Raw genomic sequence first — 20,466 nt, forward strand, 5'->3', positions numbered from 1 at the left:
CACCAATCGCACAACGCCTTCGGCTCTCCCATAAGCGTCGCGCCGAGGCTCCTCGGTATGTTCCCTATCGGCGTCTCTGGGGGCTACCATTGCGGGCGGAGTCAATATTCTCACCGACGTGCCACCAGCCTGGCGGCCGCCTGGCGCTTTCGACATTTGCGGATGGCGGCTGGAAACCTTATATAACCCAACTTGTGCATGCTGCGGCGTGCGCAGATCAATCGTAGAGAAGGATACAGATGCCGGACTCGGATGCGGCGATACCTCGAATTGCTCTCATTTCAACCCACGGCTACGTAGCAGCCAACCCGCCACTGGGCGCGGCCGATACCGGCGGACAGGTGGTCTATGTCCTGGAACTTGCCAAAAAGCTGGCCCAGTTGGGTTATGCCGTCGATATCTGGACGCGACGATTTGAAGACCAGCCTCCTGTCGATGAAGTGGCCGACGGGGTTCGCGTCCTGCGTGTCGCCTGTGGCGGACCCGATTTTATTCCGAAGGAATATCTCCACCGCCACCTTCTCGAGTGGTGTGAAAACGCGCTGCGCCTGATTCGCCGGGAAAATCTCTCCTACGACTTCATCAACAGTCACTACTGGGATGCGGGCGTGGCGGGGCAGCGGCTGTCCGAAGCGCTCAATATCCCGCACATCCATACGCCGCATTCGCTTGGCATATGGAAGCAGCGCCAGATGAAGACCGACTACCCTGACAAGGCTGATACGTTCGAGGCCGAGTTCAATTTCAGCGAGCGCATAAAGCACGAGACGATCATCTATCGAAGCTGCGCCATGGTGATCGCAACAACGCCGCCGCAGGTCGACATGCTGGTCGAGGACTACAGCCTCGAGCGCGACCGCGTGCACATGATCCCGCCCGGTTACGACGACAACCGGTTCTTCCCCGTCAGCGAGGCGTCTCGCCGGTTGATCCGCCATCGGCTCGGCTTCGAAGGGCGGACGGTCCTGGCGCTCGGCCGGCTCGCCACCAACAAAGGCTACGACCTGCTGATCGATGCGTTTTCCGTGGTGGCGCCACGTGTGCCGGATGCGGTCCTGAGGCTCGCTGTCGGCGGCGAGAACATGGACGAGCAGGAGCAGAAGATCCTCAACCAGCTCAAGCAACAGGTCGAACGGCTAGGCTTGCAGGATCGTGTCGTCTTCTCCGGCTATGTTGCCGACGAGGACCTGGCCGATACCTATCGGGCGGCGGACATGTTCGTCCTGTCGAGCCGCTACGAGCCGTTCGGCATGACCGCGATCGAGGCAATGGCCTGCGGTACGCCGACCGTAGTTACGATCCATGGCGGCCTCTATCGCGGGATCAGCTATGGCCGGCATGCGCTTTTTGGCGATCCGTTCGACAAGGAAGATCTCGGCATCACCATCGTCAAGCCGATGAAGCACCAGCGCCTCTACGGCCGCCTGGGCCGCATGGGTGCGCACAAGGCGCGTAGCCTGTTCACCTGGACAGGCATCGCCCAGCAGCTGGTCAGCCTTGTCGAAGGCCGTCCGGTGCTGAAGGCGGTCGACGATCATGACTGGGACGAGCCGTGGAACGACGGCGATTGAAACCGATCGCGCTTTTGTCGAGTGATCTCGACGGGACCCTGGCGGGCGATGCGCCGGCGACGTCACGCTTTCGGTTGAAATGGCAAGCGCTCGATCCCGAGCACCGGCCGGTTCTCGTCTACAACAGCGGTCGCCTGGCCGACGACATCTTGAACTTCGTCGACGAAGTCGGCCTGCCGGCGCCGGACTATGTGATCGGCGGTGTCGGCACGATGCTCGCCGGTCCGCGGCACACCTCGCGCCCCACACACTTTACTGATTTGGGGCATTTTACCCAAAGATTTTCGGAAGGCTGGTCGCTTGAAAAGGTCGATGCGGTGCTCGGGCCGCTCAAAGACACCGTCCGCCAGCCCGACGGCTATCAGCACGCCTTCAAATCGAGCTGGTACCTGCTCGACGCCAGTCCGGAAGCCCTTGCCAGCATCGAGCGCGCTTTGGCCGAGGCCGGCCTGTCGGTGACGATGGTTTATTCGAGCGGACGCGATCTCGACATCCTGCCGCGTTCAGCAGACAAGGGCCAGGCGCTGGCCTGGCTCTGCAATGAACTCGGCATCGGCCTCGATGAGGTGGTCGTCGCCGGCGATACCAACAATGATCGCAGCATGTTCGAGCTGCCGGCGGCGCGTGGAATTGTCGTCGCCAATGCCCTTCCCGAACTGCTTGACATGGCGCGGGACAACCCGCTGATCTACAGCGCCAAGCAACAGTTCGCCCTTGGCGTCGTCGAAGGCCTCGTTCATTGGTCGGTGTTTGCGGACGCCCGATCCTGAACTGGAAATATTTATCTCCTTCTCACGGTTTGAGCGCCCATACCGTCGCGTGTAGTACGGCGCCCGTTTCGGCGATGAGACGTGCCGATTGCACCGGCTCAAAACCGCTGATCCGCTTCGTGCCGGCCCAACGACCGCGATCCGCAAAAACCTCGATCGATCCGTAGTCGAGGAATATCCGCAGCCGTTTTGGACGGGCTCCCTTGGCAATATAGTGAGGGGATGCCGCTGCGGCGTCTCCATGACGAATGGCAAGTCCCTCGTCGTCGACGACAACCTCGAGCCGGACGGTTGGATGTTGCAGCTTCAAGTGGAAATGGGCACCCGGCTTTTCGAGCTCGAACAGGATTTCGACGGCGCCGTTGATAAAGCTTACCTGCTCTCCGGCTGCGAGGCGTGTCCGGTCCAGAATATGGCTCCGCAGGCTCTCGGCAGCGCCGATGGGCGGGGTGTGCAACTCGCCTGCAGACAGATGGATATTGCGAGGCAACGTCATGGCTGTGGGGAAATCGATTGCCGGCCCGGTGTCGGCCCAGTTGGCAAGCCAGCCTATGCCGACAATGGCATCACCGTCGGCGAAGGCCTGGAAGGCGTAATTATCCGTCCCGAAGTCCAGTTCCTGTTCGAATTCCTTGGCAAAGGTCCGACCATCGAACCAGCCGACAATGGCCATTGTCAGGTTCTTGCGCCGGGTCGACCGGTCCTCACTGTTCATCAGCCCGACAATCAGAACCCAGCGCGTCGCTGGATCGGTCGCAGGCCCGTCGAGCGGCAGCAGACAGGGACATTCGATCGCCGTCGTCCGATAGTGTTTCTCGACCAGAAGCTTGCCGACATACGTCCATCCGGTGGCGGCCGTATGATCACGGGTTTCGTAGAGCAGGACAACGCCGCCTTCATCGCTCTGGCTGCCCAGCAGCATTTTCCAAAGGCCATCAGGTCCCCTGAAGACGTATGGGTCACGAAAATCCGCTGTCAATCCCTGGTCAAGCGGGCGGTATGGCAGGATGACGTGCGCATCTCCCGCCATGATGAGGTCGCTGGAAGTGGCCGTGAGTTGGATCTGCTGTTCCGGGATACGGTCCTGTACCTGCTCGGTGAAAAAGACGCGAATGCCCGGGCCATCGGCAAGCGGGATGGCCGAGCCGGAATAGGCGCCGCCCCGTTTGTCGGGCCTGGCGGTGAGATCTTCCGACGGAAACAGGAAGATTGGCATGTGACGCCACCGCAAATAATCCGAAGAGACGGCGTGCCCCCAATGCATCGTGTTCCAGCGAAGCCCATGCGAATAATGCTGATAGAACAGATGTGGGCGGCCTCCAAACCGGCCAAATCCGTTCGGATCGTTCATCCAGCCGAACGGCGGACGAAAATGATAGCTGTCGGGGATGTTCGGTGGGGCATTTCCCGGATTGGTGTGTAGAACTGTAATGCCTGTCTCCAGCACGTCGGCCAATGCGAACCAGTAGGCAACCGAAACCGAGGTCTGATCCGCATCGTAATCCAGTTCGACACTGCCGCCGCCGAAGACGTGAAAAATTCTGAATTCATGCTCTTCGGCGTTCGCGACGCTCACCTCGCCGAACTTGCCGCGAACGTTGGAAAACGACAGCGAGCCTGGAACGTCCGGCCTGGTCGCCTTGAGCCAGATATGGAAGGTGGCGTTGACCGGCAGATCGGCATGCAGGCTTCGAATGGTGTTCCCGGCCGCAATCCTTACCTGGCTGTCACTCATAAATAGGGCTCCGTTGCGTGCGGCTTTCCCAGGTAAAACCGGATGCTCGACCTGGAATGCATTGCAGAAGGTTAAGGCTGGATTTTGACTTTGGCAAAGTCATTCCCCAGGATCGACAGTTCTTGAGGGCAATCGCGGCACGGATCGCCGCCTGCAACTGCTGAACTCGCGGCGTAAGAAGGTTGACGGCTCGCAGAGCATGATTGCATTGTCCGACGGCGCAACACCTTCTCTTTTCCGCGGGTTTCGACCCGCGGCGCAAGCCCGTGCAGCCATTGTCCAGATCGGCCAACCAGTTGTCCGCATACGATGGAACGACGAACGGGACCCCGCCCGTCCGGACCGACAGCCGGGTTGGATCGGACTGTCGGTCCTGCGCTATGATTGAAAGCTGGATTTAGGAGGAGCTCATGGCCATCGGCCCTGACACCAAAACCGTCTACACCATTGCCCCGACGCCGTTCGAGGCGGATGGCAAGATCGACTGGGAATCGCTTGATTCGATAGTCGATTTCTACGAGCGCTGCGGCGTCGATGGGATGACAATCCTCGGCATCATGGGTGAGGCCCCGAAGCTCGACGCCGGCGAATCGATCGAGATCGTCAAACGTGTCGTGGCGCGCACCAGGCTGCCGGTCATCGTCGGCGTCTCCGCCCCCGGCTTCGCCGCCATGCGCAGCCTTGCGCGCGCCGCGATGGAGCTTGGCGCGCAGGGCGTGATGATCGCGCCGCCGCCGGCGCTGCGCACCGACGACCAGATCGTCACCTACTTCCGCAACGCATCCGAAGCGGTCGGCGAGGATGTTCCTTTCGTCCTGCAGGATTATCCGCTGACCCTCTCGGTGATCATGACGCCGGCCGTCATCCGCCGCATCGTCACCGACAACCCGGCCTGTTTCATGCTCAAGCACGAGGACTGGCCGGGCCTGGAGAAGATCAGCGCGCTGCGCGGCTTCCAGAAGGACGGCTCGCTGCGGCCGCTGTCGATCCTTACCGGTAATGGCGGCCTCTTTCTCGACTTCGAGATGGAGCGCGGTGCCGACGGCGCGATGACCGGCTATGCCTTCCCCGATATGCTGGTCGAAATGGTGAAACGGTCTGCCGCCGGCGAGCGCGACAAGGCACACAATCTTTTCGACGCCCACCTGCCCTATTTGCGCTATGAACAGCAACCCGGTGTGGGACTTGCGGTACGAAAATATGTGATGATGAAGCGCGGCGCCATCGCGTCGGACGCCCAGCGCAAGCCGGGCAGTGCATTGTCGGCGGCGGCCAGACAAGAGGTCGACTATTTGCTCATGCGGCTGGAAAATCGCGTCCGCAAACAAGCCTTGAGATAACGCACTAGCGGGCGATTTGCCGCGCAATCACATCAATATATAGCCGCTTGCCTGGAAAGCGCATTTTTCGCCGCGCATTGCCAAGTGTCCGTTTCGCGGCACGGTTCGGTCTTTGAAGCAGCTGGCATGTAACGGCGGGTCAAACCACGCGGTGAGGGCGCGGCATTCCGCATCCAACCAGCAACGGGTTCGCGCAGTGTTCAGTTTGCACAAACAGTCTTGGAAGGACTGCAGGGAAACAAAAAAACGCACATAAAAATAACCGCTTACTGGATAAAGCTGGTGCGGTCGAGAAGACTCGAACTTCCACGGGTTGCCCCACAGCGACCTCAACGCTGCGCGTCTACCAATTCCGCCACGACCGCACGTGGTAGGAGCCGGAACGAACCGGCTCGCGGCGTGTAGCAAATCGTTTCCAGCGAAACAAGGGCGCGTCGCGCAATAATTGCCCGGGCTTCGGCATAACCCTCCAAAGAGCTGAAACGCGCTCGCAACTGGACGTTTCACCCGATTGCCGCCATATGTGAGGCGACACGAGACACACCATGACAGAACGCAGCCAGATCGCCACGTCGTTCCTGCCCCTGCCCGGTTCGGCGCCGGTCGAATGGCGGATCGAACCCGGCCTCACCGCCTATCCGGATGCGCTTGCCGTGATGGAGGCGCGTGCCGAAGCGATCCGAGGCGGCGCCGCCGGCGAGATGGTCTGGCTGGTCGAGCACCCGCCGCTCTACACCGCCGGCACCAGCGCCCGCATCGAGGACCTGATCGAGCCCGAACGTTTTCCGGTGTTCGCGGCGGGACGCGGCGGCGAATATACCTATCATGGGCCGGGCCAGCGGGTCGCTTATGTGATGCTCGACCTGAAGCGGCGCCGCGAGGATGTCCGCGCCTTCGTCGCGGCACTTGAACAATGGATCATCGGCACGCTGGCCGCCTTCAACGTGCGCGGCGAACGGCGCGAGAACCGTGTCGGCGTCTGGGTGGTGCGGCCGGATCGCCCCGCCCTGCCCGACGGATCGCTCGCCGAGGACAAGATCGCCGCCATCGGCATCAGGCTGAGGCGCTGGGTGAGCTTTCACGGCATCGCCATCAATGTCGAGCCGGATCTCAGCCACTTCAGCGGCATCGTGCCGTGCGGTGTGCAGGACCACGGCGTCACCAGCCTCGTCGACCTCGGCCTCCCCCTGGCAATGGCCGATCTCGATGTCGCGCTGAAATCCGCCTTCGAGGATGTCTTCGGACCCACCGCAGCTCTGCTTGTCGAAACGGCCCGCAAGGCCGGCTGACGAAGCGGCGCTGAACCACCGAGCTCCGATGCCGCCCCTCACCCCGCGAAGAACGAGGCGCGCTGCCTCACATCGCTCCGATCCAGATCGCCATGGAAATGAGAAACGTGCTCATGCACACCAGAGACACGACATCCTGAACAAGACCGGTCATAACGCTCTCCTGTTTTCAGTATGTTCGTATTTTGTTCTGAATTTGTTCGGATGTCAACGGCGGCAATCCGAGCGTGGCACGGATTTCGGGCGATCAGTTCGGCACGGTTAAGGAAAGGTTGAGAGCGGGTTTCTCTGTTTCCGCGCTGGCTGCGTGCGGGGAAACACGGTCGCTGGTGATCAGCCCGTTAGGTGTGTCGGGATTCAGGTCAGGCCGCGCCGACAATGGTAGCTTCCGAGAACCGGAGCGGAGCGTACTTCAGTACGTGAGCCCACATGACCCCGAAATCAAGATCGATTTCGGTCATGCGCGAAATCAAAGTTCTACAGCGTCCTTTGCGCGCCCAAGAGGGCGCGCGGCGCTGTAGGGAAGCGCAGGAAACCGCCGTTCGCAGGCCGGCTGAATATCGATACACCTAAAGCGGAACAACCTTGCCGTCGGCGAGCGTGACGCGACGGTCCATGCGCGAGGCAAGCTCGTGATTGTGGGTGGCGATCAGCGCCGCCAGGCCCGACTGCCGGACCAGCGCCCCCAGTGCCTCGAACACATAGGAGGCGGTGACCGGGTCGAGGTTGCCTGTCGGCTCGTCGGCCAGCAGCACCAGCGGCGCATTGGCGACGGCGCGGGCGATGGCGACGCGCTGTTGCTCGCCGCCGGACAGTTCGGACGGCCGGTGCTGCGCGCGTTTGCCGATCTGCATGTAGTCGAGCAGTTGCGCCGACCGCTCGGCAGCCTCCTTGCGCGTCAGCCCTTTTATCAGTTGCGGCATCATGATGTTTTCCAGCGCCGTGAACTCGGGCAGCAGGTGATGGAACTGATAGACGAAGCCGACATCGTTGCGGCGGATCGCCGTTCGCTCGTCGTCGGAAAGCCGCCCGCAGGCGCGGCCGGCCAGAATGACATCGCCGGCGTCCGGCCGCTCCAGCAGTCCGGCGGTGTGCAACAGCGTCGATTTGCCGGTGCCCGAAGGCGCCACCAGCGCCACGATCTCCCCGCGCTTCAACGAAAAATCGGCGCCGTTGAGGATGGTCAGCTTGCGCGGCCCCTGGACATAATGCCGCTCGACGCTCTTCAGCTCGATAATGGCATCGGCCATCATTCGTACCTCAGCGCTTCGACCGGATCGAGCCTGGCCGCGCGCCATGCCGGAAACAGCGTCGCCAGGAACGACAGCACCAGCGCCATCAGCACCACCGAGATCGTCTCGCTGGCGTCCATGCGGGCAGGCAACTGGCTCAGGAAATAGAGCTCGGGATTGAACAGCCTTTCGCCGGCCAGCCAGGAGAAGAACTGGCGAATGCGCTCGACGTTCAGGCAGATGACGACGCCGAGCAGGACGCCGGCGAGGGTGCCCACCACGCCGATCGCCGCCCCCGTCATCAGGAAGATGCGCAGGATCGCGCCGCGCGTGGCGCCCATGGTGCGCAGGATGGCGATATCGTGGCCCTTGTCCTTGACCAGCATGATCAGCCCCGAAATGATGTTGAGCGCGGCAACCAGCACGATCAGCGTCAGGATCATGAACATGACGTTGCGCTCCACTTGCAGCGCATCGAAGAATGTCCGGTTTCGTTCTCGCCAGTCGACCATGGTTATCGGCCGCTGCGATGCCTCCTCGACCTTCGGCTTCAGCGCGTCGACATTGTCGGGATTGTCGACATAGATCTCGATCGCCTGGGCCCGGCCATCCATGTTGAAATAGAGCTGCGCTTCCGAAAACGGCATGTAGACGATGGAGCTGTCATATTCCGACATGCCGACCTCGAAGATCGCCGTGATCGGGTAACCCTTCATGCGCGGTGTCGTGCCGAGCGGCGTGACATCGCCGTCGGGGGCGATAAGCGTGATGGTGTCGCCGAGCACAAGACCAAGATTGTCGGCCATGCGGCTGCCGATGGCGACGCCCTCGCCTGTGTCGAAGCCGGCGATCGAGCCCTGCTGGATATTGTTGGCGACGATTGAAATCTTGCCCAGGTCCTCGCCGCGTATGCCGCGCACCAGCGCCCCCGACCCGCCGCCGACATTGCCTTGCGCCAGCACCTGGCCGTCAATCAGCGGAATGGCGTATTGGACGCCGGGCACGCCGTTGATGCGGCCGGCGATCTGCGCATAGTCCTCCAGCGGCATGTCGAGCGGCTGCACGATCAGATGGCCGTTGACGCCGAGGATGCGCGTCAGAAGCTCGGCGCGAAAGCCGTTCATGACAGCCATCACGACGATCAGCGTGGCGACGCCCAGCATGATGCCGAGGAACGAGATCGAGGCAATGACGGAGATCACCGTCTCCTTGCGGCGCGAGCGCAGATAGCGCCACGCGACCATGCGTTCAAACACGGAAAAAGCTCCGGCGGCCATGGGTTTAGCTGCTGCCGCTCCACTCATCCGGCAAAACCGAAGCGTTTCTTCACGTCTTCGATCGGCAGCGTCTCACGCTCGCCGTTCCTGCGGTTCTTGATCTCGACCTCGCCGGCCGCCACGCCGCGCGGCCCGACGATCACCTGCCACGGCAGCCCGATCAGGTCGGCTGTGGCGAACTTGCCGCCCGGCCGCTGATCGGTGTCGTCGTAGAGCACGTCCTTGCCGACGGCGACAAACGCTGCATAGAGTTCATCGCAGATGCGGTCGCAGTCGGCGTCGCCGGCTTTCATATTGATCAGGCCGATGTCGAAAGGCGCCACCGCCTCCGGCCAGATGATGCCGTTGTCGTCGTGGCTGGCCTCGATGATCGCCGCCACCAGCCGCGTCGGGCCGATGCCGTAGGAACCTCCGGAAGCAAAATGATCCTTGCCGTCGGGCCCGGTCACCTTGGCGCCCATCGGCTTCGAATATTTGTCGCCGAAATGGAAGATGTGGCCGACCTCGATGCCGCGCGCCGAGACCCGGTCGCTTGTCGCGACCTTCTCCCACGCCGCCTCGTCGTGCATCTCGTCGGTCGCCGCATAGGGCGTCGTCCATTTCTTGACGATGTCGCCGATCTCGGCATCGTTGGAGAAGTCCGTGTCCGCCCCCGGCACATCAAGTGCGAGATAGTCGCGATGGCAATAGACCTGGCTCTCGCCGGTGTCGGCCAGGATGATGAATTCGTGGCTGAGGTCGCCGCCGATCGGCCCGGTGTCGGCACGCATCGGGATTGCCTGCAGCCCCATGCGCGTGAACGTCCTGAGATAGGACACGAACATCCTGTTATAGGCCGCCCTGGCGCTTTCGAAGTCGAGATCGAAGGAATAGGCGTCCTTCATCAGGAACTCTCTGCTGCGCATGACGCCGAAGCGCGGCCGCACCTCGTCGCGGAATTTCCACTGGATGTGATAGAGATTGAGCGGCAGATCCTTGTAGGACTTAACATAGGCGCGGAAAATCTCGGTGACCACCTCCTCGTTGGTCGGCCCATAGAGCATGTCCCGATCCTGCCGGTCCTTGATGCGCAGCATCTCCTTGCCATAGTCGTCATAGCGGCCGCTTTCGCGCCACAGCTCGGCCGACTGGATGGTCGGCATCAGGATCTCAAGCGCGCCGGCCCGGTCCTGCTCCTCGCGAACGATCCGGCAGACCTTGTCCAGCACCCTCTTGCCGAGCGGCAGCCAGGAAAAACTGCCTTGCCCCTGCTGGCGGATCATGCCGGCGCGCAGCATCAGCCGGTGCGAGACGATTTCGGCCTCGCGCGGATTTTCTTTAAGGATAGGCAGGAAATAGCGCGACAAACGCATGGACCGGTCCGTGAGAGAGAGGATTGCCGCACCGGAATCGGCGCAGCGCAGGCTTGCTTGCCCCGGCTTCATAGCCATTTCATGACGGAATGGAAACCCGCCTCCCCCAAGCCAACTGGCAGCCAACTGGGCGCCCGATGGGGCGTCGCAAAGGCGCCGCAGTGCCGCGTTCGCCTTGCTGGTCGTTTCGCAAGCAACGCCTGCCATACTATTGTGCAGTGCAGCACGAGATTGCTTATTTCCGGGCAAAATTCTGCGTGACATTTTCACCCGGCTTGGGCTAATGTGCGCCGATAAACGAGAGGGCGGAAAGAAATCTGCTCTCCTACGCGGTCAAAGTCTTGGGAGGATGCGATCTAGGCGCGGTTACTCGCTGCCGCCGGATACCGGAAACAGATCGGACGCGTTTAATTGCAAGGCCTCGTGCCTTGCATTTTTTTTGTGCAATCATTTGGTTAGCACGACAAATTGCTAAACCGCTTTACCTGGCGCCAGCACAGCCGGTTCGGAACCTGCATCGGCTTCCAGCCCGGATTGGTGCTCGCATGCAAGATGTGGCCAGCCGTACCCGGCGGTCTAGTTTTCGGGACTCCGGCTGAAATCCGGCACGATGTGCGGGATGTCGTCGATGCCGAGGCCGAGCCCCCGCGTCATGCCATAAAAGATGCCAAGTAGAACCAGCGTGACGATCGTCGTCCGCAGCACCGCGCGCAGCATATGCGGTCCGCGCGGCGCGCTGGATACCGTGCCCAGCGTCACGTCCTCATCCTCGTCCTGCGTCCTCAGGCTGAACGGCAGGATGGCGAACAGCACCACCCACCATGTGATGAAGAACAGGGCGAGAAATGAAACCCAGCTCATGCTTGCTCCAGTTCGACCAGCGTGCCGAAGAAATCCTTGGGATGCAGGAAAAGCACCGGCTTGCCGTGCGCGCCGGTCTTCGGGTTGCCGTCGCCAAGGACGCGGGCGCCGCTGGCCTTGAGGTGATCTCGCGCGGCAAGAATGTCGTCGACCTCATAGCACAGATGATGCATGCCGCCCGAGGGGTTCTTCTCGAGGAATGCCGCGATCGGCGAACCCTCACCAAGCGGCTCCAGCAATTCGATCTTGGTATTGCCGACATCGACGAACACCACCGTCACGCCATGCTCCGGCAACGCCTGCGGCGCCGTCACCCGAGCGCCGAGCGTGTCGCGATAGGCCGCTGTCGCCGCAGCCAGATCCGGCACGGCAAGCGCGACATGGTTCAGGCGTCCAAGCATTGGTTTTCCTCAGGGCAGTAAGGCAACAGGGCAGTATGGGAGTAGGGAAAAACGACTTTCTCCCCCTACTGCCGTACTGCCCTACTCCCCTCTTCCCTTACCTTGTGACGAACACCGTCACCAGCGGCTTCTTGCCCCAGGCTTCATTGGCGGCGCCACGGACGGCGCGGCGCACTGCCTCCTGCACGAGGTCGAGATCTCTTCGGCGCTGACGGGGGATGGAGTCCACGGCGCCGACTGCCGCATCGATCATCAGGTCCTCCAGGCTCTCGCCGCGGCCATCGGCCTCGGCGACGCCGATGGCGACCAGATCGGGATCGCCGGCGAGCTCATATTTGTCGTCGAGCACGACATTGACCGCGACATGGCCGGCGAAAGACAGCTTGCGCCGGTCGCGAATGCCCATCGCCTGGTCGGTGCCGATCAGCCTGCCGTCCTTGTAGATGCGGCCGAACGGCACCTGGTCGATGATCGCCGCCGCACCGGGATAGAGCCGCAGCATGTCGCCGTTGCGCACCTGCGCCACCTGGCCGATGCCGGACACCGACATCAGCGATCCCTGCGCCACCAGATGCGCCGCCTCGCCATGCACGGGAACGCCGATCTGCGGCCGCACCCATTCATACATCTTGCGCAGCTCGCTGCGGCGCGGATGGCCCGAGACATGCACCAGCGCATCACCGTCCTCGATGATCTTGATACCGAGATCGATCAGGCGGTTCTTGATCTCAAGGATACCCTTCTCGTTGCCGGGAATGGTACGCGAGGAAAACACCACCGTATCGCCTGCCGTCAGCGACACCGATTTCATCTCCTCGCGCGACAGTTTCGCCAGCGCCGCAAGCGGCTCGCCCTGGCTGCCGGTGCAGATGATGACGAGGTTTTCGCGCGGGATGAAGCCAAAGTCCTCCTCGGCGATGAATTCGGGCAGCCCATCCATGTAGCCGAGTTCGCCGGCAACATCGATGACCCGCTTCAGCGAGCGGCCGAGCACCAGGCACTGCCGGCCGGCATCGCGTGCCGCCTTGGCAATGGAGACGATGCGTCCGACATTGGAGGAAAAGGTGGTGACCGCAACGCGGCCCTTGGCGCTCAGGATGACGCCCTTGAGGCCCTCGCCAACCGCGACTTCCGACGGCGACACCCCTTCCCGCAGCGCATTGGTGGAATCGCAGATCAACGCCAGCACGCCCTTGTCGCCATAGGCGCGAAAGCGCGCCTCGTCGGTCAGCGGACCGATCGTCGGCGCCGGATCGATCTTCCAATCACCGGTGTGGATGACGGTGCCGGCCGGCGAGGTGATCGCCAGCGACATCGGCTCGGGGATCGAATGCGCGACCGGGATGGCCTCGATCTCGAACGGGCCGACGCTGAACTTTTCACCGGCGCGGTAGATCGTCACCGGGATCTTTGGTGCGCCCTGCTCGCCCTGCCGCTTGGCTTCCAGCAATCCAGCGCCGAACGGCGTCATCCAGACCGGCGCCTTGAGCTTCGGCCATGTGTCGAGCAGCGCGCCGTAGTGGTCCTCATGCGCGTGCGTGATGACGATGCCACGCAGATTGGCGATGTTCTCCTCGATGAAGCGCGTGTCAGGCAGCACCAGGTCGACGCCAGGCAGGCTGGCATCGGGAAAGGTCACGCCGACATCGACGACGATCCAGTCGCGCGCATTGGCCGGCCCGTAGCCATAGAGGGCGAAGTTCATGCCGATCTCGCCGACGCCGCCAAGCGGCACGAAGACGAGTTCGGCGTTTTCCGCTGTCGCCATGATCATTCCTTTCCTGGCCGGTCAACCCAAGCCCGTCAAACTCTGGGGCCAGTCAAACCTGAGCCCGTAAAAAACTTGGCCTGTCAAAACCTTGGCCTGCCAAACCTGGGGGGCCTGTCAAACCTGGGCCGACGCGACCGCACCGAAATGCACGTCGCCGGCGGCGATCGTCAGAACCGAACCCTCATCGTCGCGGATCACGAAACGGCAGTCCTCGTCAATGGTCTCGAACGTGCCGCGCACCACATTACCGTCAATTCTGACAGCAACCTGCCCGCCAAGCCCTGCCGCACGCGCCAGCCAGCGCCGCCTGACGGCGGCCAGCCCGCGCCCATCGTTCCACAGCCGCGCATTCTCGCTCCAGGCATCCGACAGCGCCAGAAACAATGTCTCGGCATCGCAAGCAGCGCCCAGCGCGCCAAGCGATGTCGCGGGATAAGGCAAATCCTTGGGGTATGCCACCACATTGACACCGATGCCGACCGCCACCGCAAAGCGATCGCCTTCGAGTATCGCCGATTCCAGCAGGATGCCGGCAAGCTTGGCGCCGGAGGCAAGCACATCGTTCGGCCATTTCAGCTCGAAACGGTTTTTTCCATCGCTGCCGCCGTCGAGGCCGATTGCGATCCTGCCCTTCGGCACGACGGCGTCGAGCGCATCGGCCAGCGCCAGCCCGGCGACGAAGCCGAGCGTCGCGGCCAAGCGAAGCTCGGCATTGGTGACCACCAGCAGGGTCGCCGCCAGATTGCCCTCGGGCGTCGCCCAGACCCGGCCGCGCCGGCCACGCCCGCTTTCCTGTTTTTTCGAAACGACCCAGAGCTTGCCCGGATCTCCCGCCCGCGCACGGTCGAGCGCCAGCGCATTGGTCGAACCGACCGTGTCATGTGCCTCGAGCCGGAACCCTTCCGAGGCCGCTGTTGGAGCCAGCCGAAACGCCATCCCGTCAGAAGAATGTCTTGGCGGCGGCTTCGGCATAGGTGCCGATCGGCCCGCCGATCAGCACATAGAACAGCACGAAGGCGCCGCAGACGCCAAGCACGATGCGAAGCTCGGTCGCCATCGGCACGAAGCCGCCGACCGGTTCGTCGAACCACATGATCTTGATGATCCGCAGATAATAATAAGCGCCCACCACCGAGGCCAGCACGCCGATGATCGCCAGCGCGTAGAGGTTGGCGTTGATGGCGGCAAGGAACACGTACCATTTCCCCCAGAAGCCGGCGAGCGGCGGAATGCCGGCCAGCGAGAACATCAGGATGGTCAGGATCGTCGCCATGATCGGATTGGTCGATGACAGCCCGGCGAGATCGCCGATCTGTTCGACATTGCCTTCCTTGCGCCGCATGGCGAGGATGAAGGCGAAGGTGCCGAGCGTCATCACCAGATAGATCAGCATGTAGATGGCGACGCCGCGCACGCCGGCCTGGCTGTTGGCGGCGAGGCCGACCAGGGCGTAGCCCATATGGCCGATCGAGGAATAGGCCATCAGCCGCTTGATGTTGGTCTGGCCGATAGCCGCAAAGGCGCCGAGCAGCATCGAGGCGATCGAGATGAAGACGATGATCTGCTGCCAGTCGGCGGCGATCGGCTGGAAGGCGTCCATGGTGACGCGCACGATCAGCGCCATCGCCGCCATCTTCGGCGCCGCAGCGAGGAAGGCCGTCACCGGCGTCGGCGCGCCTTCATAGACGTCGGGCGTCCACATGTGGAACGGCACCGCCGATATCTTGAAGGCAAGGCCGGCCAGCACGAAGACCAGGCCGAAGACCAGGCCAAGCTGCCGCTCGCCGCCGCCAAGTGCTGCGGCGATCTCCTGGAAGCCGGTGTTGCCGGTGTAGCCGTAGACGAGGCTGATGCCGTAGAGCAGCATGCCCGACGACAGCGCGCCGAGAACGAAATATTTCAACCCCGCCTCGGTCGAGCGCAGATTGTCCCGGTTGATCGCCGCCAGCACGTAGATCGCCAGCGACTGCAGTTCGAGGCCGAGATAAAGCCCGATCATGCCGTTGGCCGAGATCATCAGCATCATGCCGAGCGTGCACAGCAGGATCAGCACCGGATACTCGAACTTGTCGAAATGCTCCGCCTTGGCGAAGCGCATCGACATGACCAGCGTCACCGCCGACCCGATCAGCGCCAGCACCTTCATGAAGCGGGCGAAGGGATCCTGGACGAAGGCTTCGCCGTAAGCGTTGCCCTGCCCGGTGGAAAGGATCGTCCAGAGGCCGGCAACCACCAGGACGGCGACGGCAAGGCCGCTGACCGTGGTGGTGGTGTTGGCGCGCGAATAGGCGCCGAGCATCAGCAGCGCCAGGGCGCCGACGGCGAGGATCAGCTCTGGCGTCGACAGCGACAGGCTGGAGAGAAGGTCCGGCGTCATGGTTCGCAAACCTCTCGGGTCAGTTCGCCGCCGCGGTCTGCGCGGTGTCGATGGATGCGGTGACATTGGTGACGAGCGCCTTGACCGATGCGGCGGTCGCGTCGAAGACCGGCGCCGGGTAGACGCCGAAGAAGATGACCAGCACGGCCAGCGGGTAGATGATCACCTTCTCGCGCGTCGACAGGTCGAGCAGGCCTTTCAGGCTGTCCTTGGTCAGCGCGCCGAAGATCACCCGGCGATACAGCCACAGCGCATAGGCCGCCGACAGGATGACGCCGGTGGCGGCGAAGAACGCCACCCAGGTGTTGACCCGGAACACGCCGAGCATGGTCAGGAACTCGCCGACGAAGCCGCTGGTGCCGGGCAGGCCGACATTGGCCATGGTGAAGATCATGAACACGGTGGCGTATTTCGGCATGTTGTTGACCAGCCCGCCATAGGCGTCGATGTCGCGCGTGTGCATGCGGTCGTAGATGACGCCGACGCACAGGAACAGCGCGCCGGAGACCAGGCCGTGCGACAGCATCTGGAAGATCGCCCCCTGGACGCCTTCCTGGTTCATCGCGAAGATGCCCATGGTGACGAAGCCCATATGGGCGACCGACGAATAGGCGATCAGCTTCTTCATGTCCTCCTGCATCAGCGCCACCAGCGAGGTGTAGATGATGGCGACGACGGACAGCGCGAAGACCAGCGGCGCAAACATCTCCGAGGCGATCGGAAACATCGGCAGGGAGAAGCGCAGGAAGCCATATCCGCCCATCTTAAGCAGGATGGCGGCCAGGATCACCGAACCGGCCGTCGGCGCCTCGACATGCGCGTCCGGCAGCCAGGTGTGCACCGGCCACATCGGCATCTTCACGGCGAAAGACGCGAAGAAGGCGAGCCATAGCCAGGTCTGCATGGAGGCCGGGAAGTTGTGCGTCAGGAGCGTCGGGATGTCGGTGGTGCCGGACTGGAAGAACATCGCCATGATGGCAAGCAGCATCAGCACCGAGCCGGCCAGCGTGTAGAGGAAGAACTTGAACGAGGCGTAGACGCGCCGCTTGCCGCCCCACACGCCGATGATGATGAACATCGGGATCAGGCCGGCCTCGAAGAAAACATAGAACAAGACGATGTCGAGCGCGCAGAACACGCCGATCATCAGCGTCTCCAGCAGCAGGAAAGCGATCATGTAGGCCTTGACGCGCTTCTCGATCGATTCCCACGAAGCCAGGATGCAGAGCGGCATCAGGAAGGTGGTCAGGATGACGAACAGCATGGAGATGCCGTCGACGCCCATATGGTAGGAGATGCCGGAATCCAGCCAGGCAAACTTCTCGACGAACTGGAAGCCGGGCTCCGCATTGTCGAAGCCGGTCCAGATGAACAGCGAGATGATGAAGGTGATACCAGTCGTCCACAAGGCAATGGCGCGGATGTTGCGGCGGGCATTCTCGCTGTCGTCATTGATCAGCAGAATGAACAGCACACCAACCAGCGGCAGGAAGGTGACCAGCGAGAGGATCGGCCAGGCGGTCATCAGAGCATCATCCAGGTGACGAATGCGGCAACGCCGATCAGCATGGCGAAGGCATAGTGATAAAGGTAGCCGGTCTGCAGCTTGACGACCCGGTTGGTGACGTCGACGACGCGCGCCGAAACCCCGTCAGGACCAAGTCCGTCGATCACGGTGCCGTCGCCGGTCTTCCACAGAAAATGGCCGAGGCGTTTTGCCGGCCGCACGAACAGGAAGTCGAAAAGCTCGTCGAAATACCACTTGTTGAGCAGGAAGGCGTAGAGCCCGCGATGCTGCGCCGCGAGGTTCTTCGGCATCTCCGGCGCGCGGATGTAGAATTGCCAGGCAATCGCAAAGCCGATCAGCATGGCGACGAACGGCGCCAGCTTCACCCAAAACGGCACTTCGTGGATATCGTGCAGGATGTGGTTGTCCGGCAGCGTGAACAGAGACGCCTTCCAGAACTCGGCATAGCCCTCGCCGATGAAGGCGCCATGGAAGATCACGCCGGCCAACAGCGCGCCGGCCGCCAGGATGTACAGCGGCACCAGCATGACCGGCGGCGATTCATGGACGTGGTGCATGACCTCGTGGCTCGCCCGCGGCTGGCCGTGGAAGGTCATGAAGATCAGCCGCCAGGAATAGAAGCTGGTGAAGCAGGCGGCGACGACCAGCAGCACGAAGGCAAGGCCGGCGACCGGATTGTGCGCGGCAAAGGCGCTTTCGATGATCGCGTCCTTGGAGAAGAAGCCGGCGGTGCCGATGACCGTCACCGGAATGCCGACGCCGGTCAGCGCCAGCGTGCCGATCACCATCATCCAGTAGGTCTTCGGAATGAGCGTTCTGAGGCCGCCCATCCTGCGCATGTCCTGCTCATCAGAGACGGCGTGGATCACCGAGCCCGAGCCGAGGAACAGCAGCGCCTTGAAGAAGGCATGCGTGAACAGATGGAAGATCGCCGCGCCATAGGCGCCGACGCCGAGCGCCACGAACATGTAGCCGAGCTGCGAGCAGGTCGAATAGGCGATGACGCGCTTGATGTCGTTCTGGACGAGGCCGACGGTCGCCGCGAAGAAGGCGGTGAAGGCGCCGATGAAGGTGACCACGATCAGCGCCGAATGCGACAGTTCGAACAGCGGCGACAGCCGCGCCAGCATGAACACGCCGGCCGTCACCATCGTGGCGGCATGGATGAGCGCCGAGACCGGCGTCGGGCCTTCCATGGCGTCCGGCAGCCAGGTGTGCAGCGGCACCTGCGCCGACTTGCCCATGGCGCCCATGAACAGCAAGAGGCAGACGACGGTCATCGCAGCCTGCTTGTCGAGGGCATAGCCGAGGAAGGTCAGCACGGCAGCGCCCTCCGGCGCGCCTTCGGCCGGAATGAACGTCGCCGCATTGGCGAAGATGGTGCCGAGATTGACCGAGCCGAACAGCACGAACACGCCGAAGATGCCGAGCGCGAAACCGAAATCGCCGACGCGGTTGACGACGAAGGCCTTGATCGCGGCGGCATTGGCCGACGGCTTCTTGTACCAGAAGCCGATCAGCAGATAGGAGGCGAGGCCGACGCCTTCCCAGCCGAAGAACATCTGCACGAGGTTGTCGGCCGTCACCAGCATCAGCATGGCGAAGGTGAACAGCGACAGATAGGCGAAGAAGCGCGGCCGGTTCGGGTCGTGATGCATGTAGCCGATGGAGTAGATGTGGACCAGCGCCGACACCGTGTTGACGACGACCAGCATCACCACCGTCAGCGTGTCGATGCGCAGTGCCCATGCGGCTTCCAACCCGCCCGACTGGATCCAGCGCAGCACCGGCACGGTGAACACCTCGCCCTCGCCGAAGCCGACGGCGAAGAAGGCGACCCACGACAGCACGGCTGATATCACCAGGAAGCCGGAGGTGATGTATTCGGACGCCTTGGCGCCGAGCGACGTGCCGAACAGGCCGACGATCAGGAAGCCGAGCAGAGGAAGGAAGACGATGGCCTGATACATGGTGGTTTCCGTCAACCCTTCATCATGTTCACGTCTTCGACCGCGATCGAGCCGCGGTTGCGGAAGAAGACGACGAGAATGGCGAGGCCGATCGCCGCTTCAGCCGCTGCGACCGTCAGCACGAACAGCGCGAACACCTGTCCGACGAGATCGCCTAGCGCTGCCGAGAAGGCGACGAAATTGATGTTGACCGCAAGCAGGATCAGCTCGATCGACATCAGGATGACGATGATGTTCCTGCGGTTGAGAAAAATGCCGAACACGCCGAGCGTGAACAGGATCGCCGATACGGTCAGATAATGTGCGATGCCGACGACCATCTCAGATTCCTTCGCCCGTCTTGACCTTGCGGATTTCCATTCCCGTTGCCGGCGTGCGGCCGACCTGGGCGGCGATCGACTGCCGCTTGATGCCCGGCTTGTGGCGCAGCGTCAGCACGATGGCGCCGATCATGGCGACCAGCAGCACAAGGCCGGCAATCTGGAAGTAGTAGAGGTAGTCGGTGTAGAGGATGTCGCCGAGCGCTGCCGTGTTCGAGCGCGCGGCAAGGTCCGGAATGGGTTTTGCAACCGTCGCCGCCAGTTGCGGCGCGAATGTATAGCCGCCGAGCACGACGATCAGCTCAGCCGCCAGGATCAGCCCGACCAGCGCGCCGATCGGCGCGTATTGCAGGGCGCCTTCTTTCATCTCGGCGAAATCGACGTCGAGCATCATGACGACGAACAGGAACAGCACCATGACCGCGCCGACATAGACGACGAGCAGGATCATCGCCAGGAACTCGGCGCCGGTCAGCATGAAGAGGCCCGCGGCATTGAAGAAGGTCAGGATCAGGAACAGCACCGAATGCACGGGATTGCGCGCCGAAATGACCATGAACGCCGATGCCACCGCGACAAAGGCGAAGAGGTAGAAAAAGGCCGCCTCTAGTCCATTCAGCATGGGTTCCCCCGGGTTCCTGTCCGAACAGGACGTTCGTCCTGTTCGATGTG

At 62.5% G+C, this 20,466-nt stretch carries 17 protein-coding genes and 1 tRNA gene; 4 read left to right on the top strand and 14 right to left on the bottom strand.

Going from position 1 to position 20,466, the window contains the following annotated elements; genetic code table 11:
• Positions 1-239: 239 nt before the first annotated feature.
• The gene (locus tag AC0L2K_RS08845; protein WP_287174669.1) at positions 240-1,571 is read left to right on the top strand and encodes a glycosyltransferase family 4 protein; all 1,332 of its coding nucleotides are present in this window, start codon (positions 240-242) and stop codon (positions 1,569-1,571) included.
• Positions 1,568-2,341: an HAD-IIB family hydrolase gene (locus AC0L2K_RS08850; protein WP_287174672.1), complete on the top strand. Its 774-nt coding sequence runs from the start codon at positions 1,568-1,570 to the stop codon at positions 2,339-2,341. The genes AC0L2K_RS08845 and AC0L2K_RS08850 overlap by 4 nt, the downstream gene beginning before the upstream one ends.
• Positions 2,342-2,363: 22 nt before the next feature.
• Here the strand turns inward: AC0L2K_RS08850 and AC0L2K_RS08855 are convergent, their stop codons facing one another.
• Positions 2,364-4,076: a GH32 C-terminal domain-containing protein gene (locus tag AC0L2K_RS08855; protein WP_287237321.1), complete on the bottom strand. Its 1,713-nt coding sequence runs from the start codon at positions 4,074-4,076 to the stop codon at positions 2,364-2,366.
• Positions 4,077-4,486: 410 nt separating this feature from the next.
• On the opposite strand from AC0L2K_RS08855, the gene AC0L2K_RS08860 reads away from it, so the two are divergent.
• On the top strand, positions 4,487-5,416 hold the full coding sequence (locus AC0L2K_RS08860) for a dihydrodipicolinate synthase family protein (RefSeq protein ID WP_287174676.1): 930 nt from the start codon (positions 4,487-4,489) through the stop codon (positions 5,414-5,416).
• A 280-nt stretch (positions 5,417-5,696) separates the two neighbouring features.
• Here the strand turns inward: AC0L2K_RS08860 and AC0L2K_RS08865 are convergent.
• A tRNA-Leu gene (locus tag AC0L2K_RS08865) sits at positions 5,697-5,781 on the bottom strand.
• A 180-nt stretch (positions 5,782-5,961) separates the two neighbouring features.
• Here AC0L2K_RS08865 and lipB point away from each other — a divergent pair.
• On the top strand, positions 5,962-6,705 hold the full coding sequence (gene lipB, locus AC0L2K_RS08870; RefSeq protein WP_287174678.1) for a lipoyl(octanoyl) transferase LipB: 744 nt from the start codon (positions 5,962-5,964) through the stop codon (positions 6,703-6,705).
• Positions 6,706-7,274: 569 nt separating this feature from the next.
• Here the strand turns inward: lipB and AC0L2K_RS08875 are convergent.
• The 12 genes from AC0L2K_RS08875 to AC0L2K_RS08930 all read right to left on the bottom strand — a co-directional run bounded on the left by AC0L2K_RS08875 (position 7,275) and on the right by AC0L2K_RS08930 (position 20,416).
• Positions 7,275-7,955 (bottom strand): ABC transporter ATP-binding protein, encoded by a 681-nt coding sequence (locus tag AC0L2K_RS08875; protein WP_036269595.1) that lies wholly within the window; start codon positions 7,953-7,955, stop codon positions 7,275-7,277.
• Positions 7,955-9,241: a lipoprotein-releasing ABC transporter permease subunit gene (locus AC0L2K_RS08880; protein WP_023798872.1), complete on the bottom strand. Its 1,287-nt coding sequence runs from the start codon at positions 9,239-9,241 to the stop codon at positions 7,955-7,957. Before AC0L2K_RS08880 ends, AC0L2K_RS08875 begins: the two co-directional genes overlap by 1 nt.
• A complete protein-coding gene (proS, locus tag AC0L2K_RS08885) occupies positions 9,238-10,566 on the bottom strand; it encodes a proline--tRNA ligase (protein WP_128173880.1) in 1,329 nt (442 codons plus the stop codon). The genes AC0L2K_RS08880 and proS overlap by 4 nt, the downstream gene beginning before the upstream one ends.
• Positions 10,567-11,142: 576 nt before the next feature.
• Positions 11,143-11,427 carry a DUF1467 family protein gene (locus tag AC0L2K_RS08890; protein ID WP_023798870.1) on the bottom strand — a complete coding sequence of 95 codons (285 nt, stop codon included), beginning with the start codon at positions 11,425-11,427 and terminating at the stop codon, positions 11,143-11,145.
• Entirely contained in the window at positions 11,424-11,828 is a 405-nt protein-coding gene (gene mce / locus AC0L2K_RS08895; protein WP_023798869.1) for a methylmalonyl-CoA epimerase, read from the bottom strand. Before mce ends, AC0L2K_RS08890 begins: the two co-directional genes overlap by 4 nt.
• A 97-nt stretch (positions 11,829-11,925) precedes the next feature.
• Positions 11,926-13,596, bottom strand: coding sequence for a ribonuclease J (locus tag AC0L2K_RS08900; protein WP_473531149.1), 1,671 nt, complete (start codon positions 13,594-13,596; stop codon positions 11,926-11,928).
• A gap of 117 nt (positions 13,597-13,713) precedes the next feature.
• Positions 13,714-14,535, bottom strand: a complete 822-nt coding sequence (locus AC0L2K_RS08905; RefSeq protein ID WP_128173882.1) for a biotin--[acetyl-CoA-carboxylase] ligase — start codon at positions 14,533-14,535, stop codon at positions 13,714-13,716.
• Positions 14,536-14,539: 4 nt separating this feature from the next.
• Positions 14,540-15,976: an NADH-quinone oxidoreductase subunit NuoN gene (nuoN, locus tag AC0L2K_RS08910; RefSeq protein ID WP_023798866.1), complete on the bottom strand. Its 1,437-nt coding sequence runs from the start codon at positions 15,974-15,976 to the stop codon at positions 14,540-14,542.
• A 19-nt stretch (positions 15,977-15,995) separates the two neighbouring features.
• Positions 15,996-17,501 carry an NADH-quinone oxidoreductase subunit M gene (locus tag AC0L2K_RS08915; RefSeq protein WP_023798865.1) on the bottom strand — a complete coding sequence of 502 codons (1,506 nt, stop codon included), beginning with the start codon at positions 17,499-17,501 and terminating at the stop codon, positions 15,996-15,998.
• Entirely contained in the window at positions 17,501-19,474 is a 1,974-nt protein-coding gene (gene nuoL, locus AC0L2K_RS08920; RefSeq protein WP_023798864.1) for an NADH-quinone oxidoreductase subunit L, read from the bottom strand. The genes AC0L2K_RS08915 and nuoL overlap by 1 nt, the downstream gene beginning before the upstream one ends.
• An 11-nt stretch (positions 19,475-19,485) precedes the next feature.
• The gene (gene nuoK / locus AC0L2K_RS08925) at positions 19,486-19,794 is read right to left on the bottom strand and encodes an NADH-quinone oxidoreductase subunit NuoK (RefSeq protein ID WP_023798863.1); all 309 of its coding nucleotides are present in this window, start codon (positions 19,792-19,794) and stop codon (positions 19,486-19,488) included.
• Between the two features lies 1 nt (position 19,795).
• Positions 19,796-20,416, bottom strand: a complete 621-nt coding sequence (locus tag AC0L2K_RS08930; protein ID WP_091594336.1) for an NADH-quinone oxidoreductase subunit J — start codon at positions 20,414-20,416, stop codon at positions 19,796-19,798.
• Between the last annotated feature and the right edge of the window lie 50 nt (positions 20,417-20,466).

Source organism: Mesorhizobium sp. WSM4817 (assembly GCF_055811135.1).

Excerpts from the sequence above, each read along its gene's own strand:
- AC0L2K_RS08845 (WP_287174669.1), top strand. The coding sequence starts at position 240 with ATGCCGGACTCGGATGCGGCGATACCTCGAATTGCTCTCATTTCAACC.
- AC0L2K_RS08855 (WP_287237321.1), bottom strand. The coding sequence starts at position 4,076 with ATGAGTGACAGCCAGGTAAGGATTGCGGCCGGGAACACCATTCGAAGC.
- AC0L2K_RS08860 (WP_287174676.1), top strand. The coding sequence starts at position 4,487 with ATGGCCATCGGCCCTGACACCAAAACCGTCTACACCATTGCCCCGACG.
- lipB (WP_287174678.1), top strand. The coding sequence starts at position 5,962 with ATGACAGAACGCAGCCAGATCGCCACGTCGTTCCTGCCCCTGCCCGGT.
- AC0L2K_RS08875 (WP_036269595.1), bottom strand. The coding sequence starts at position 7,955 with ATGGCCGATGCCATTATCGAGCTGAAGAGCGTCGAGCGGCATTATGTC.
- AC0L2K_RS08880 (WP_023798872.1), bottom strand. The coding sequence starts at position 9,241 with ATGAGTGGAGCGGCAGCAGCTAAACCCATGGCCGCCGGAGCTTTTTCC.
- proS (WP_128173880.1), bottom strand. The coding sequence starts at position 10,566 with ATGCGTTTGTCGCGCTATTTCCTGCCTATCCTTAAAGAAAATCCGCGC.
- AC0L2K_RS08890 (WP_023798870.1), bottom strand. The coding sequence starts at position 11,427 with ATGAGCTGGGTTTCATTTCTCGCCCTGTTCTTCATCACATGGTGGGTG.
- mce (WP_023798869.1), bottom strand. The coding sequence starts at position 11,828 with ATGCTTGGACGCCTGAACCATGTCGCGCTTGCCGTGCCGGATCTGGCT.
- AC0L2K_RS08900 (WP_473531149.1), bottom strand. The coding sequence starts at position 13,596 with ATGGCGACAGCGGAAAACGCCGAACTCGTCTTCGTGCCGCTTGGCGGC.
- AC0L2K_RS08905 (WP_128173882.1), bottom strand. The coding sequence starts at position 14,535 with ATGGCGTTTCGGCTGGCTCCAACAGCGGCCTCGGAAGGGTTCCGGCTC.
- nuoN (WP_023798866.1), bottom strand. The coding sequence starts at position 15,976 with ATGACGCCGGACCTTCTCTCCAGCCTGTCGCTGTCGACGCCAGAGCTG.
- AC0L2K_RS08915 (WP_023798865.1), bottom strand. The coding sequence starts at position 17,501 with ATGACCGCCTGGCCGATCCTCTCGCTGGTCACCTTCCTGCCGCTGGTT.
- nuoL (WP_023798864.1), bottom strand. The coding sequence starts at position 19,474 with ATGTATCAGGCCATCGTCTTCCTTCCTCTGCTCGGCTTCCTGATCGTC.
- nuoK (WP_023798863.1), bottom strand. The coding sequence starts at position 19,794 with ATGGTCGTCGGCATCGCACATTATCTGACCGTATCGGCGATCCTGTTC.
- AC0L2K_RS08930 (WP_091594336.1), bottom strand. The coding sequence starts at position 20,416 with ATGCTGAATGGACTAGAGGCGGCCTTTTTCTACCTCTTCGCCTTTGTC.